We start from the raw sequence: 13,433 nt of genomic DNA, 5'->3' as shown, positions 1-13,433 counted from the left end.
GCCGCGTTCTCCGGCTTCTTCCCGCAGGTCCGCCTCGACCCCGACGTGCTCTTCGTCGACGACGGCGACGTGCTCACCTCGGCCGGTAACGCCGCCGGCATCGACCTGCTGCTGCACGTGGTGCGCCCGGACGGCGGCTTCTTCGTCCCAGCTGGAGCCGGCCGCGGCGTCGCTCACCGCGGTGGCCGATGCAGGCTCGGGACGGTCACCGGCGTGGTGCGAGATGGCGGTTCCGCAGAAGGTGGCAGCGAGGGCGACCGACCCGGCGAACAGGCGGCGGCGAGATCGGTTCGTCTTCATCGCGTCGAAAGTTAGCTGTGTAACTACAAAAAACACAGAGCGGATTGGTACATGTGCGCACAGCCACATCATCCGTCACAGCTGCACCATCGGTGATCGCGCTGAGACGGTGAGTCACTGAGCCGGGCGGTCCGGTCCGTTCCCAGCAGGCGACGGGATCGCAGAGGGCAGGAGTGGCGACGACTGTCCCTGCGGACGTCGGGGGTCACTCCTCCGCGCGGGCGGCGTCCCCGGCGGCGTCGGACATGGACCACGCGGCGACCCAGTCGATGTAGACGTGCCCGGACGCGCTCGGGTCGGGCCCCGCCTGCTCGAGCTGGGTCTCGGTCTGCAGCACCCAGCGCATCGGGTGGACCGGGATCGCCGTCGGGTCGGTCGTCGTCCAGGACTCGTCGTCGAGGAGGAAGGTCAGCCGGCCGGGCAGCCACTCGATGGTGGCGGTGTGCCAGTCGGTCGTCGACATCTCCGTGTCGATCTTGAAGGCGTTGACGCTCGGGTCGCCGGTGATGTCGTGCGAGGCGCCGGAGATGTCGTCGCCGAGGTCGGCCTCGGGGAAGTCGATCTCGCCCTCGGTCCAGTTGTCGCTGGTGGGCCAGAGCAGCCAGGCGAGCTTGTAGCCGGGCACGGTGTCGGTCTTGAACCGGACGGAGTACCGCCCGTACTGCTGACCGGGCCACCACTGCCCGTCCGGCGTCGGGGTCAGCGCCATCACCTGCGGGGTCGTCCCGGAGGTGTGCACCCGGACGTCGACGACGCCGTCCTCCACCGTGGTGGTGCTGTCGCTGTCGTAGAGGCCCTGGGTGGCCTGTGGCCGACCCAGGTCGCGCGAGGTGTCCCGGGCGCCGTCGTAGCCGGCCCAGCCGGGGTAGGTGTCGGCGAAGTCGCCGGAGCCGGCGTCGGTGCTGAAGTCCTCGGACAGGACCAGGTCCCACCCGGGCAGGTCCTCGTCGGGCGCGCTCGAGTCCGGGGCGGTGAGCAGCTGTCCTCCGAGCACCGCGACGCCGACCGCGGCGAGGTAGATCCACGGACGGCGGCGCGCGCGGTGCCACCACGACGGCCGGGGCTCCGGCGCACGGTCGGCGGCGACCGTCTCCGGCGCGCTCACCTGCACGTCCGTGCAGCATGGGGGTGCTGCTGGGGCTGGGGTGCCGTACCGTTCCGTCTCACGGAGGACCGGAGGAACGGAGGCTGGGATGCCCTTCGAGGCTGAGGCCGGGAGCCCATCGGGACAGTTCCGCCTCCACTGCGTTCCGCCGCCGCTGGCCGTGGCGAAGACGCCTCCGCCGGAGCCCGCCGGTGCGCCGTGTTCGTGCGGGCACGGGAAGCAGGCGCACGAGCACTACCGCGCGGGCAGCGACTGCGCGCTGTGCGACTGCGGGCGCTTCCACCGCTCGCTGCGCGCGCGGTTCCGCCGCTCACCACGCTGAGCCCGGACCCGCCGCGCGAGCACCCGGTCGCCATGCCCTCCATGGTGCCCAGCCTCCCTGTTCGCGGCCCGGTCCGCCGTGGTTTCCGCTGCAGATCTCGTCCGAGGTCTTCGCAACGGGGCGTCCATCTGGTTTGGTTGGTCAGTCGCATGGACAGTTGACCATGATGACGGTCTGCGGAGGGGGTCCCACCATGCGCGTGAGTTCCGGCACGTCCCCTGCCCGCCACCTGCACGTGGTCCCCGACGTGGTCACCACCCCCGCGCCGCCGGCCGACGACGTGCGTCGGAAGGCGCCCCGGAACGGCCGGGCCCAGTTGTGCACCTGTGCGCACGCCCGCGAGGCCCACGACCACTACCGCAGCGGCTCGGACTGCGGGATGTGCTCCTGCTTCCGTTTCGACCGGTCCGGGCCCCGGTTCCTGCTCCGCGCCTGAGCACCGCCTGCTGACGGCGTCCGCTCCGCGGGCGGCCGTGGCCACCCCGGAGATGCCGGAGACCCCCTGGCCCCGTCGCACGAGCGACGGACCCAGGGGGTCTCTTGCGATCAGGCGGACTGGGCGTCGGCCGTCTGGAGGTCGGCGACGTTGGTCGCGACGAGCCGGGCGGCCGGGGTGGTCGTGGCCTGCAGCGACCGGTTGCGCGTGACCTTGCCCTTGTTGTTCAGCCGCTCGATGACCAACGCGCGCAGCACGCGCATGCCATCGCGCCAGGTGTTGAGGTTGCTGGTGCCGTGCAGCCGCTCGTACTCGAAGCTCGGCACCTCGACGATGCGCAGCTTGCCCTTCGCGACCCGGGTGTTGATCAGGGTCTCGATCTCGAAGCCGTCGCCCCAGGTGCGCTCGGTCTGCCCGTTGTCGCTGGCGTTGAGCTCCAGCACGTCGAGGCAGTGCGTCCAGAAGGCGTTGTAGCCGTAGCAGAGGTCGGTGTAGCTGGTGCCGAACAGCACGTTGGCCGAGCGGTTGAGCCACCGGTTGCCCCAGGCGCGGACGCGGGTGATGTCGGAGCTGCCGCCGCCGTTGGCGAAGCGGGTGCCCTTGGCGAAGTCGGCGCCGGCGGTGAGCGCGGCGACGTAGAGCGGGATCTCGCGCGGGTCGGCGGAGCCGTCGGCGTCCAGCATGACGATGATGTCGCCGGTCACGGCCTCGAAGCCGCACGCCATGGCGTTGCCCTTGCCCAGGCGGTTCTGCAGCACGATCTTCACGTCGGGGCGCAGCGACTTCGCGACCTCGATCGTGTCGTCGACGCTGCGGCCGTCGACGACGATGATCTCGTGGATGTCCTCGGGCATCAGCGAGAACACGTGGGGGAGGTTCTTGGCCTCGTTGTACGTCGGGACGACCACGCTCACCTTGGGGGCGGTGCGGCTGTCGTTCGTGCGCGAGGCCTTCATCTCGACCACGGTGTTTCGGCGCATGAGCCGGACTCCTCCTGGAAAAGGAACGGGCCGGTTTCGCCTCTGCTCACCGCCGGGCTAAGGCGACCAATTGCGCCCGGCGGGTCATCGCTTTCCCGTTGTGCATGTACTGGGTGGACAGCACGGAGCCGGTGACGATGCGCCACCACCTCCCGCCCGGGCGCCATCCGGTCGGTTGACCGGGGGACGCCCGCGACGACCCGCCATCACTCTGCGTGGTCGTCGTTCGAGAACTTTTCTACCCGAGCGGGTTGGTCCTGTAAACCGGATCTTGATCCGTTCACCCGTACCGGTGGTGATGTCACCGAAGCCTTGACGCAGGTCACAGTGGCGCTCTGAAGGCGTTTCGGACACTCTGCGTGTTGACATCGCCTACGTGAGTCACCGTTTTCCGTGACGGATCGCAACCGCACGGATGATCAACAGTGACGTTCAGGGAGTTACCGACAACCCACCGTGACAACGAACGGCGGTTTCCCCGACGACCCGGGGTCACGACTCGCGGAGGTGAACCGAACGCTGGGTGAGATACGCAGCCCCGACGGAGTTCGGTTCCAGCAGCGGCCGGTGGCGCCGGGGAGGACCGCGCAGGACGTCAGAGCATGACCGAAGTCACGCCCCGGCGGAGGCCTTCCGGGCGCGCAGCCGCGCGAGGAGGTAGCTCGATGCGGTGAGGGCCGTGCCCTCGACGATGGCCCACGCCTGGCCGATGCCGGCGCGGCCGCCGGACCGCAGGTGCCGCAGGATCCCCAGCGGCAGGGTGCGCGAGACGTAGGTGCGCTCGCTGGACAGCGCGGTGTCGCTGCCGGTGAGCTGGCTGACCAGTGCCTTGGAGCGGCCCTCGGCCTGGCAGCGGCGCCGGAAGTAGGCGCGGGTCACCCGGTCGGGGGAGACGTTGTGCCGGCAGACGGCGTCCGGCTCCATCACGATCCGCGAGCCGTCGAAGGCGCCGCGGGCACGGATGGCGAACTCGGTCTCCTCGCAGCCGGCGGCGTCCTTGCCCAGCCGGCCCATCATCGGGTCGAAGCCGCCGGCGATGGAGAACGCACTGCGGCGGAAGCTCATGTTCGCGCCGATCGGGTTGCGGATCTCCGCCCGGGTGGTGGGCAGGCCGGCGTAGCTGCAGCCGACGACCCAGAGGAACTCGTCGGGGAACCAGTCCGGGCGCGGGGCCTTCCACGCCGGCAGGACGGTGCCGCCGACCCCGAGCACCTGCTCGTCCTGGTAGGCGTCGCGCTGGGCGGCCACCCAGCCGGGCTCGGCCGCGGCGTCGTCGTCCAAGAAGGCGACGATGTCGCCGGTCGCGGCGGCCACGCCGGTGTTGCGGGCACCGGAGAGGCCCTGCGGGCCGGTGTTCTGCAGGCAGCGGACGTCGGGGAACGCGGCGGTGGCGCGGGCGAGCAGCTCGTCGTTGTGGTCGGAGACCAGGAGGATCTCGTCCACGGGGCTGGTCTGGGCGCGCAGGCTGGCCACGGCGGCGCTGATGTCGTCCCAGCGCTCGAGGGTGTACGCGCAGATGATGGCCGTGAACGTCAGCCCGGCCGGGGTGGAGCGCTCGACCGACATGCGGGCCAGGTTACAAGGCCGTTCCTGTTCCGGACGGCCGTGCGGCGGGCCGCCCCCCGTCCGGGTGACCTGGCCGGACGCCGTCTGCGGGCCGGTGTGGCTGGGTCGGTTGGGACGGGGGAGACGACGCGCCGTGACTGCTCCGTCACCTGACGGGTTGGCAGCGCCGTACCGCGTTAGCGTCCGCTCGCCCTCCTGCGAGAACGCTCGCGCCGCTGGGGGAGGGCCGCAGCGAAAGGCAGGACCCGTGCGCGGTCTCCAGGTTGGTCTGTCTCCGTCGGTCGTCCCGGGAGGGGGCTCCGCCGTTCTCGGGGGCAACGTGCTGCTGTTCGCCCCGGCCGCCGACCGGGCCGCGGCCCGCCGCGCTGCTGCGTCGCGCACGTCGGTCCGGCAGGCGATGGCTCCTGCGGCCAAGCCCTGCTCGTGCGGGCACGGCAAGCAGGCCCACCAGCACTACCGCCGGGGCAGCGACTGCGCGATGTGCTCGTGCGCGAAGTACTCGCGGCCGTTCCTCAGCCGCTTCCTCTTGCGCTGACGGCCCGCGCCAGCCGCACGGTGGCGACGACGGTCGCCACCGCCACGAGCGCGAGGTAGCTCCGCTCGGACACCCGGACCCACTCCTCGGTCCAGGGGAACAGCAGTGGTGCGCCCGGGCCGGAGGCGAGGTCCCGGACCAGGTGCAGCAGCACGCCGGTGGACAGGCCGATGAGCGGGATGCGCCACCGCCGGACCGCCGCCGCACCGGCGAGCAGCACGGCTGCGGTGATCAGCGAGTGGGTGACCGGCCGACCCCCGCCTTCGGCGGCGATGCCGGGCCAGAACGAGTAGAGCGGCACGTGGTCGACGTCCAGCAGGACCGACCCGGCCAGTGCCCAGGGTGCGAGCGCGCGGGCGCGCCAGGGGAGCAGTGCCGCCAGCAGCAGGGCGGCGGTGACCAGGTGACCCGGCTCGTCGATCAGCCCGGCGAGGGCGACCGGCCAGTGCCGGTAGGCCAGGGCGGCGTCCAGCGCGACGACGAACAGCAGGCCGCACAGCGGCAGCAGCACGACCCACCGCGAGTCGCTGACCGCCTCGAGCCAGCGCGGCGTCGCCCGCGGTGGCGCGGCGGGGCGGGTCACCGGCAGCGGGGCACGGTCGGGCTCGTCACTGGAGAGGCTCGGCGCACGTCCCGGCACCGTACCCGCCCACGACCGGTGACCGGTGCGGACAACCGAGCCGACGCTGCGAGGAGGCGGACGGGGCGCGGTCCTGCTGCAGCTCCCTCCTCTGGATGACTGCTCCGGCCCAGGCCTTCCCGAGGTGCCCACCGGCTTGTGATCTTGAGGTCACTGCCGGGGAGCTACGTCGGCGGCCAGGTCCATCACCTCGCGCAGCGTCGCGCTCCGACCTCGGCTGGAGCCACGTCCGTGGTGCCCCTCCCCGCACATGTGCAAGGGGGAGCGTCGTGGGCGAAGTGCGGGGGCCCGTCCTGCTGGACGAGCGCAGATGGGCGGTGAACGTCGCCAGTCATCTCCGGGAGGCGCTCCTGACCGGCCGTGGTGCCCGGGTCACCTGGTACAACCACGCCTCCGTCCTGCGGTCGATCGACGCGGACGTCGACGTGTCCCGGTTCGACCACGTCGGCATCGACGGCTTCTTCCTCCGGTGGCTGGCCGCTCCGGGTGCGCCCCGCACGAGCGCCGATCTGGTGCTCCCCGTGCTCCTGGGCTCCTTGCCGCCCGGTGCTCGGGTCGCGCTGATCGGCAGTCGCGCCGAGAACCTCGCCGCGGCCAAGGAGACCCTCGAGGCACTGCCCTCCGCTCCCGTCGTCGTCTTCACCTGCGACGGGTTCGAGGAGCTGCTCCCGCCGGCCCGGATGTCGACCCGACTCCGCGCCCTCGGGGTCGACGTGGTCGTCCTCGGGCTGGGTGCTCCGCGCCAGGACTCCTACCTCCTGGAGCTGGTCGAACACGGGATGACCGAGCAGGTCCTCGTCACCGCAGGCGGTTGGCTCGACCAGGTCAGCGATCCGAGCTACTACCCGCCGTGGGCTTACCGGCTCAAGATGAACTGGCTGTTCCGCGTCCTGCGCGAGCCAGGCCGGCTGTGGCGTCGCTACACGGTCGAGGCAGTCCGCGGCATCCGCTCTGCCGACGTCGTCCGGAGCTACCTGCGCGAGCAGGGGCGCCGGCCCTACGAGGCCATGGTGGCGGCCTCCCTCGCCGGCGCACCGACCCAGGTGGTCCACGTGCGGTCGCGCTCGGTGGCGATGTGACCAGCACGCTCGACCGCCCGGTGGAGAGCGACGGGGAGACACTCCTGGCGGACGTCGTCATCGGCATCGTGACCCACCGCCGACCCGGACCGCTGCGGGCGCTGCTGCACCGACTCGCCGAGCTGGAGTCTGCAGGGGACCGGACGCCGCGGGTGCTCCTGCTCGTCGTCGACAACTCCCCGGACTCGGAGGCACGTCCCGTCGTCGCGACGACGACCCTGCCCGACCGGTTCACCGTCGAGTACGTGGCGCACGGGGCGGGCAACATCGCCAGCGGCCGCAACGCCGTGCTGGCGCACGCGGTCGGGCGCGCACCGCTCCTCGCGCTCATCGACGACGACGAGCTGCCTGCTGCTGACTGGCTGGACCGGCTGCTCGACGCCCAGCAGCGGACCTCGGCCGACCTGGTCATCGGCCCCGTCCTGGCGGACTACCCGACCGAGGCGCCGCAGTGGGTGCGGCGACCGGTCTTCCACTCGGTGGTCGGCGACGGCCCCGGCTGGGTCGCGGAGGCCCACGCCGGCAACCTGCTGCTGTCCACCGGCCTGGTCCGGCGGCTGGGTCTGCGCTTCGACGAGACGCTGGGGCGCTCGGGCGGGGAGGACCAGTTGTTCTCCCGCCAGGCAGTGGCAGCCGGGGCGCGCATCTGGTTCGAGCCGTCCGCCGTCGTCCACGAACCGGTTCCCGCCGATCGGTTGTCCGTGCGCTACCTGCTCCGTCGGGAGTACCGCAAGGGCGGGACGCTCGGGATCCTCGACCGGTCACGGCCCGGCTGGCCTGCGGGCCGGCCGGTGCGGCGGGTGCTGGTCGCCGGGTACTGGGCCGCCGCCGGGCTGACCGCCGTGGTGCGGGCCGCCGTGATGCGCGACCGGGCCCGGCTGGTCGAGGCGCTGATGAAGGTGACCCGCGCAGCAGGCATGGTCGCCGGCCTGCGCGGACGCACCTACGACCTCTACGGGGCAGCGCCGGCGCCGGCGCGGGCGACCGAGCGGCCCCGCGTGGCCGTCGTCGCCGCCGAGGGGCCGGAGTACCAGCGAGCCGGTCACGGCCAGCACCTCCGCGGCATCCTCGCCCACCACCGCGACCTCGGCTACGACGTCGCCCTCCTGCTCACCGGACCGCGAACCGGCTTCCTCGTCCGACGGGCCGGGCAGGACGGGCTGACCTACCGCGCGCCGGGCCTGCGGACAGTGGGCGGCTGGGAGGTGGTCACCAGCCCGGCAGCGGTCGCCGGGCACGTGGCCTGGGCCGTCTTCCGCCGGCTGCCGCACCGTGTGCAGACGGCGATCGACCGGGTCCGGACCGCGCGGCGGTCCCGGGCCGACGTCGACCACGTCCTGGGCACGTGGCTCGATCCGGCGACCTCCGGGTGGGTCGCCCGCGAACTGGGGACCGTGGCTCCGGAGCTGGTGCTGTTCAACACCATCTTCTCCGTGCCCGAGCCGCTGGTCCTCCCTCCCACGGTCCGGGTGACGGGGCTGATCAGCCACGACGTGGTGCACGAACGCGCCGATAGCTTCCGCGCTGCAGGGCACCGGGTCGAGCCGGCCGACTTCGCTGCCGAGCACGAGGCCGCCGTGCTCGCCCGGATGGACCTGGTGCTGGCCATCCAGTGGGACGACGTGGCGACGCTGGCCGCCCTGGCGCCCGGTGCGGCCGTCGTCGTGACGCCCGTCGTGGTGGACGTCGAACCGGTGTCCAGTGAGCGGGTCCGCTCGGGGCGCTGTCTGTTCGTCGGGAGCGGCTCGCTGCACAACGTCGAGGCCCTCCAGTGGTTCCTGCGGGAGGTCTGGCCCGAGGTGCGCCGCCGCCGGCCGGACGCCGAGCTGCACGTCGTCGGCACGGTGTGCGCCCGGCTGGGGAGCGTCCCGGCCGGGGTCGTCCTGCGCGGAGAGGTGCGGTCGCTGGCCGAGGAGTACGAGCGTGCGGCGGTGGCGGTGGCGCCGCTGCGCGCAGGGAGCGGGCTGAAGGTGAAGGTCGTGGAGGCGATCTGTCACGGCGTGCCGATCGTGACCACGACGGTCGGGGCGCAGGGGCTGGGTGGACTGCGGCCGGCTCCCTACCGGCTCGCCGACTCGGCCGGGGAGTTCACCGACGCCGTGGTCGACCTCCTCGCCGACGGCCCGGCTCGCCGGGACGTCGAGACCGCTGCCCGCACGGCTGCGGGGCTCTTCTCTCCCGGCCGCGCGTACGCGGAGCTGGACCGGTTCCTGGCGGTGGCCGGGGTGGGCAGCGAGGCGGCAGAGGCCACCCCCGCTGCCTGATCGACGCGCCGACGCTCACTCCCCCGGGGCAGAGCCGCCGCCGGATGCGGCTGATCCGGAGCCGCCGCACCCATCCTTGACCGCGAGTCGCGCCGCATCGGCGCACCTGAGAGAGGCACCTGGTGGAACTGCAACTGCTCGCGCAGGCCGCGCGGAGATCGTTCGTCCTGATCGTCACCTTCGTCGTGCTGGGGGCGGCGCTCGGAGCGGCGGCCTGGCGGCTGCTGCCCGTCAGCTACGACGCGTCCGCGGTGCTGGTCATGGACAGCACGGCGGTGACCGTGCCCGGGCAGACGCCGTTCACCGGCGACCCGGAGCGGTACGTGACCGGTGAGCTCGAGTCCCTGCAGAGCTTCTCGGCCGCGACGGCGGCGGCACAGCTGCTCGATCCGCGTCCGACCGCCCGGCAGGTGCTGGACGACCTGCAGCTGTCGCACGTGACCGGCAGCGACGTGGTCACCGTGACGGCTGCGGCGGACTCGCCGGCGGCAGCGGTCGCCCTGGCCAACGCCGTGGCCAACTCCTACGTGGACCGTCGGCAGGACGCCGCACGGTCCGCAGTGGACGGGCAGCGCGCTGCGCTGCAGGAGCAGGCGGGGGAGCTGACCGACCGGCTGACGGACGAGCGACTGTCGGCGTCGTTGGCATCTGCCCTGCAGATCCAGTTCGCGCAGGTGTCGGCGGACCTCGCCGAGTTGTCCCAGCCCGGTGCGGTGCGCGACGCCACGCGAGTGGCCGACGACGCCCGCCAGGCCACCGCGGTGCGGCCGGTCAGCCTGCCGCTCAGCGTGCTGGGCGCGGCCGCTCTCTGCGGCCTCGTGGCACTGCTCGTGGCGGTGACCCGGGCGGTCCGCCGCCCGCGGGTCGCGGGGGAGTGGCGGGTCGAGGAGTTGACCGGACGCCCCGTCGAGGCGGTCTTCCGCAGTGCCGACCGGCGACCCGGTCGGGCGGTGGCACCGGCCACGCGGCTGGTCGCGCTGATGGAGCCCGTGGAGCCGGAGGACCGGCCGCTGGTGATCTCGGTCTGCGATGCGGGGGCCGCACGGGGGCGCTCCGCTGTCGCCGGCGCCCTGGCCACGCGACTGGCGGCCGAGGGACGGCGGGTCGTCGCGGTGATCCCGCGGCGTCCGGGCGACCGGTCGCTGGTTCCGCAGGCGGAGCTGGCCGGCCAGGCCGACCGCGGGTGGCAGTCCGGGACGATCGGGACCGGCGTGACCGTCTTCTCGCACGCCGAACCCGGCGAGCTCACCGCTGAGGACTTCGTCAAGGCGCTGCCCGACTGGTCCAACGGGGCCGATGTGGTGCTCGTGGACGCCGGCTCGCTGCTGGACTCCACCTTCGCCGGTGCGGCGGTCCGGGAGAGCGGACGGGCGGTGCTGGTGGTCCCGGTCGGCGACCAGCTGGAGGCCGACCTGCGACTGGCTGTCGACGTCCTGGGGACGATGCCGGGCACCCGGCAGCACGTGGTCGTCACCACGCCGTGAGCACCGCCGAGGCGGTCCGGCTCCCGCGGGCCGCGGGACGCGTCGAGCGCTCCGCCGCCCTGCTGCTGGCCACCGCCTTCGTGCTGTCGCAGTGGTCGGAGTTCGTGGTGGCGCGCTGGATGGTCCGCGCCCTGCCGATCTGGGTGGTCCTGATCGTGCTGGCCCTGCCCCAGGCCCGACGTGCCCGGCTGCGCCTGTCCGTGCCGCTGGCGGCCTTCGTGCTGTGGTGCCTGCTGTCCGCGGCCTGGAGCGCGGACCCGACGACCAGCAGCCGCCGGCTGATCGACCTGGTCGCGCTGACCGCCGTGGGCTGGGTCGCCGGCCAGATCTGCGGCGCTCCGGTCGCGGCGAACTTGGCCCTCACCGTCCGCTACGTGCTGGCGGCCACGGTGGTCACGCTCGTCGTCGCTCCTGGCTGGGCGACGGCGGCGGGCGTCGACGGGGCTCCCGGCTGGCACGGGCTCTTCCCGCACAAGAACGACCTCGGCTTCTTCTGCGCCCTCGCCGCGGTCACGCTGTGGACACAGCTGCCCGGCGGCTGGCGGCGGCGGGCGTGGCTGCTCCTGACCTTCGTGCTGCTGCTCGGCAGTGCCTCCGCGAGTGCGCTGGGGGCGACCGTCGCGGCGATAGTGGTGGTGCTCTGGTCCCGGGTCCGCGACCGCCACGCGGCCGGTGCCCGCCTGCTGGTGGACGTCACGGCGGCGGCGGGCGCCGGTCTGCTGACGGCGATGGCATTCGTGCTGCCCGACCTGGTGCTGAGCCTGCTGGGCCGGGACAGCTCGCTCACCGGTCGGCGCGCCATCTGGATCGCCGTCCTGGACCAGGTGCAGCACCGGCCGCTCACCGGTCACGGGTTCGGCGGCGTGTGGGGGCCCACCTCCCCGGTGACGCTGGCCATCTGGCGCGAGTCCCGGTTCGACGCCTTCTACGCCCACAACGGGTGGCTGGACATCCGGCTGCAGGTCGGCTGGGTGGGCCTCGTGCTCCTCGTCCTCGTGCTCGCCGCGATCGCCGTCGGCGCGGTGCGGTGTGGTGGCGCGGTCGGCGCCTGGGCGCTCGGTGTGCTGGTGCTGCTGCTGCTGACATCGATCACCGAGAGCTCCCCGTTCACCGGCAACGGGTTGTTGCTGATCGCCCTCCTGGCGAGTTGCCTCGGTCGCCCTCCGGCGTGCCCCGGCACCGGACCGGACACCGTCCTGACCCTGGCGGACGAGCGACGTGAGGTGGTGCGGACGTGAGCGCGGTCGAGACCGAGCAGCAGGCCGACGCGCGGGACGTGGGGGCGGACCAGCCCCGCGACGCGGGCGGCCCGCGACGCCGCTTCGGCCGGCTGGCCGGTGACACCGGCTGGGCCTTCGGAGCAGAGCTGCTGACGCTGATCGCCAGCCTGCTGGCGATGTACCTGATCAGCACCCGGCTGGGTCCCGCGGACTACGGGCAGTTCGTCGGCGCCCAGGCCCTCGCCGCCACGTTGGGCATGTTCTCCTACGCATCGGTGGGCCAGCTCCTGCTGCAGGGCGTCGTCCGCGACCGCCGGCCGGCGGAGGAGGTCCTCGCGCGGTGCCTCACGCTGCTCGTCGGGAGCACGGCCGTCGCCATGGCCGCCGGGTTCCTGCTGCGGCCGCTGTTGTTCCCGCAGCTGGGGCTGCTGGTCTTCACGCTGCTGACGCTGGCCGAGCTGGTCGGCTCCGGCGTGGTCGCCCTCGCGTCCAGCCACCACCAGGCCCTCGACGCCTATCGCCTGTCCGTGGCGCTGCGGATGCTGCTGCTCGTCCTGCGGGCCGCCGCCCTGCTGCTCCTGGCGACCGGCCAGGCGTTGTCCCTCGAGGCGGTGGCCTGGGCCTACGGCACGCTGGGCCTGCTCGCTGCAGCCGCCGTCCTGGTCCACCTGCGGGCGCACAACGGCCACCGGTTGCGGCTGGCGTGGCCCACGCGGACCGACGTCCGGGACACCTTCTCGTTCTCGGCGGCGCTGCTGGCGTTCTCGGTCCACGAGGACGCCGACAAGATCCTTCTGGTGCGGCTGGCGGACCCGGTGACCGCCGGGTTGTACGCGGCTGCCTATCGGGCGGTGCAGGTGGCGGTGGCCCCGCTCCGCGCGCTCCAGGCTGCGTCGCACCGCCGCTTCCTCGAGCACGACCCGACCCGTCGAGGTGAGCACGTCCAGCGGTCGGCGCGGTTCACTGCTCTCGGCGCTGGATACGGCTGCCTCGCTGCGGTCGCCGTGGTCCTGGTGGCACCGCTCCTGCCGGTGGTGCTGGGGCCGGCCTACGCCGGCTCCGTCGAGATGGTCCGCCTGCTCGGCGTCCTCGTGCTGTTGCGCGGTCTGGGCATGTTCTGCTTCAACGGGCTGATGGGGTTGCGGGCCCACGGCACGCGCCTGCTGGCCGTCGGGTCTGCGGCTGCGGTCGCCGCCCTCATGTGTGGCGTCTTCATCCCGCTGTGGGCCTGGCGGGGGGCGGTGGCGGCGACGCTGGTAGCGGAGCTCGTGTTCGTGGTGCTGTCCTGGGCGGCGCTGGTCCGGCTGCAGCGCCGTCATGACGCCGGGCTCTCGCAGTGACCGCCGACCGCGCTCCGGCGTCTGCGCAGGGTGCGCCTGGCCTCCACCCTGACGGTGATGCCGTCCGCGGCAGGCCCTTCGGGGAGCACCATGGCTGCCCCGCTGCTGGAGCGCAGGCACTGACGGGGCACGCCGAGTCGCTCTCCCCCGCGAGCCCGAACC

General features: G+C 73.1%; 11 protein-coding genes and 1 pseudogene. 8 read left to right on the top strand and 4 right to left on the bottom strand.

Annotation, left to right across the window (positions count from 1 at the left end):
- A pseudogene (locus FHL80_RS26275) lies at positions 1–315 on the top strand (hypothetical protein); the annotation flags it as partial.
- 190 nt (positions 316–505) lie between these two features.
- Here FHL80_RS26275 and FHL80_RS13925 read toward each other — a convergent pair.
- Positions 506–1,405, bottom strand: a complete 900-nt coding sequence (locus tag FHL80_RS13925; protein WP_138733999.1) for a glycoside hydrolase family 16 protein — start codon at positions 1,403–1,405, stop codon at positions 506–508.
- Between the two features lie 521 nt (positions 1,406–1,926).
- Between FHL80_RS13925 and FHL80_RS13920 the strand changes: the two genes are divergently transcribed.
- Positions 1,927–2,163, top strand: coding sequence for a hypothetical protein (locus FHL80_RS13920; protein ID WP_216870715.1), 237 nt, complete (start codon positions 1,927–1,929; stop codon positions 2,161–2,163).
- A 110-nt stretch (positions 2,164–2,273) separates the two neighbouring features.
- Here the strand turns inward: FHL80_RS13920 and FHL80_RS13915 are convergent, their stop codons facing one another.
- Both FHL80_RS13915 and FHL80_RS13910 read right to left on the bottom strand, forming a co-directional pair.
- Complete coding sequence (locus FHL80_RS13915; RefSeq protein ID WP_138733997.1) at positions 2,274–3,143, bottom strand: glycosyltransferase family 2 protein; 870 nt, start codon at positions 3,141–3,143, stop codon at positions 2,274–2,276.
- Positions 3,144–3,755: 612 nt separating this feature from the next.
- Positions 3,756–4,709: a glycosyltransferase family 2 protein gene (locus tag FHL80_RS13910; protein WP_138733996.1), complete on the bottom strand. Its 954-nt coding sequence runs from the start codon at positions 4,707–4,709 to the stop codon at positions 3,756–3,758.
- A 319-nt stretch (positions 4,710–5,028) separates the two neighbouring features.
- Here FHL80_RS13910 and FHL80_RS13905 point away from each other — a divergent pair, with 319 nt between their 5' ends.
- Positions 5,029–5,244, top strand: a complete 216-nt coding sequence (locus FHL80_RS13905) for a P-loop NTPase family protein (protein WP_138733995.1) — start codon at positions 5,029–5,031, stop codon at positions 5,242–5,244.
- Here FHL80_RS13905 and FHL80_RS13900 read toward each other — a convergent pair.
- Entirely contained in the window at positions 5,222–5,827 is a 606-nt protein-coding gene (locus FHL80_RS13900) for a metal-dependent hydrolase (RefSeq protein WP_138733994.1), read from the bottom strand. The genes FHL80_RS13905 and FHL80_RS13900 overlap by 23 nt on opposite strands.
- A 326-nt stretch (positions 5,828–6,153) precedes the next feature.
- Here FHL80_RS13900 and FHL80_RS13895 point away from each other — a divergent pair, with 326 nt between their 5' ends.
- The 5 genes from FHL80_RS13895 to FHL80_RS13875 all read left to right on the top strand — a co-directional run bounded on the left by FHL80_RS13895 (position 6,154) and on the right by FHL80_RS13875 (position 13,271).
- Positions 6,154–6,963 carry a WecB/TagA/CpsF family glycosyltransferase gene (locus FHL80_RS13895; RefSeq protein ID WP_216870714.1) on the top strand — a complete coding sequence of 270 codons (810 nt, stop codon included), beginning with the start codon at positions 6,154–6,156 and terminating at the stop codon, positions 6,961–6,963.
- Positions 6,960–9,227, top strand: a complete 2,268-nt coding sequence (locus FHL80_RS13890; RefSeq protein ID WP_216870713.1) for a glycosyltransferase — start codon at positions 6,960–6,962, stop codon at positions 9,225–9,227. Before FHL80_RS13895 ends, FHL80_RS13890 begins: the two co-directional genes overlap by 4 nt.
- A gap of 122 nt (positions 9,228–9,349) precedes the next feature.
- Positions 9,350–10,711 carry a hypothetical protein gene (locus FHL80_RS13885; protein ID WP_138733991.1) on the top strand — a complete coding sequence of 454 codons (1,362 nt, stop codon included), beginning with the start codon at positions 9,350–9,352 and terminating at the stop codon, positions 10,709–10,711.
- Positions 10,708–11,949, top strand: a complete 1,242-nt coding sequence (locus FHL80_RS13880; protein WP_138733990.1) for an O-antigen ligase family protein — start codon at positions 10,708–10,710, stop codon at positions 11,947–11,949. Before FHL80_RS13885 ends, FHL80_RS13880 begins: the two co-directional genes overlap by 4 nt.
- A complete protein-coding gene (locus FHL80_RS13875) occupies positions 11,946–13,271 on the top strand; it encodes a lipopolysaccharide biosynthesis protein (RefSeq protein WP_138733989.1) in 1,326 nt (441 codons plus the stop codon). The genes FHL80_RS13880 and FHL80_RS13875 overlap by 4 nt, the downstream gene beginning before the upstream one ends.
- Positions 13,272–13,433 lie beyond the last annotated feature (162 nt).

The sequence above is a fragment of the Modestobacter excelsi genome (assembly GCF_005930495.1).
Taxonomy (GTDB): Bacteria; Actinomycetota; Actinomycetes; order Mycobacteriales; family Geodermatophilaceae; genus Modestobacter; species Modestobacter excelsi.
This window is presented reverse-complemented; position numbering and strand designations above follow the sequence as displayed.

Excerpts from the sequence above, each read along its gene's own strand:
- FHL80_RS13910 (WP_138733996.1), bottom strand. The coding sequence starts at position 4,709 with ATGTCGGTCGAGCGCTCCACCCCGGCCGGGCTGACGTTCACGGCCATC.
- FHL80_RS13915 (WP_138733997.1), bottom strand. The coding sequence starts at position 3,143 with ATGCGCCGAAACACCGTGGTCGAGATGAAGGCCTCGCGCACGAACGAC.